Genomic DNA, 1034 nt, shown 5'->3' with positions numbered 1-1034 from the left:
CCCCCCCCCCCCCCCCCCCCCCCCCCCCCCCCCCCCCCCCCCCCCCCCCCCCCCCCCCCCCCCCCCCCCCCCCCCCCCCCCCCCCCCCCCCCCCCCCCCCCCCCCCCCCCCCCCCCCCCCCCACGACCGTGCCGGGGGCGGGCCGCCGGCGGCGGTCGAAGCCGGTCAGCGGGGGCAGGCAGGGGGTTACCGTCGCAGCGGTGACCCTCCGCCGTGCCCTGATCACCGCGCTGGCCACCGGCGCGCTCGCGCTGACCGGCTGCGGCTCGACGTCGGAGGAGCCGGCCGACGCGGCCGGGCCCGGGACTGCGGAGCCGACGGCGGCGAGTGACGCGGCCGCCGCCGCGGCGACGGCCGACCCGGCCGCGGCGGCGGACCCCGCCCAGGCCGTGGTCGCCGTCGCGCTCCGCGCCGCCGACCTCCCCGCCGACTGGACGGTGCAGGCCAACCCGCTGCCGGCCGGGGCCGACCTCGCGGAGAACCCGAGCCTGACCGGCATCTGCGGCCAGACCTTCGCCTCCGAGGCGCACCGGACGTCGAAGCAGCCGGTGGTCGGGCTCGATGGGGCGGGCACACCGCGGCTGTCCTCGGAGGCGATCGCCTACGACTCGCCGGCCGCCGCCGGAGCCGCGCTGCAGGAGCTGGTGCAGGCGTTCAGCCGCTGCCCGGAGGACCAGTACACCTTCGAGGCCGGCCCGAGCGCCGAGGGCCTGGCCGCCAGCAGCGTCGTCTTCCAGTACCGGCTCCCCGACGGCACGACCCAGGTCGTCCTCGCACAGGCCACCGGCCAGGTGCTGTCGGTGCTGATCGGTGAGGACCCCGGGATCACCGCGGCGGCCGGTCGTGCGGTCGCCGCGCGGATGGCTGCGCTGCCCGCCGGGGCGATCGGCGGCTGAGGCCCTCCGCCGACAGTCGTGGGGGGGGGGGGGGGGGGGGGGGGGGGGGGGGGGGGGGGGGGGGGGGGGGGGGGGGGGGGGGGGGGGGGGGGGGGGGGGGGGGGGGGGGGGGGGGGGGGGGGGGGGGGGGGGGGGGGG

Annotated in this window: 1 protein-coding gene; it reads left to right on the top strand. The window is 83.3% G+C overall.

What is annotated here, in order from left to right; genetic code table 11:
• Positions 1 to 200: 200 nt before the first annotated feature.
• Positions 201 to 896 carry a hypothetical protein gene (locus ACI79A_RS19640; protein ID WP_457085435.1) on the top strand — a complete coding sequence of 232 codons (696 nt, stop codon included), beginning with the start codon at positions 201 to 203 and terminating at the stop codon, positions 894 to 896.
• Positions 897 to 1034: the final 138 nt, after the last annotated feature.

Source organism: Modestobacter sp. SYSU DS0657, from assembly GCF_054050925.1.
The sequence above is the reverse complement of the archived record's forward strand: the minus strand, read 5'-3'. Positions and strand labels throughout refer to the sequence as shown.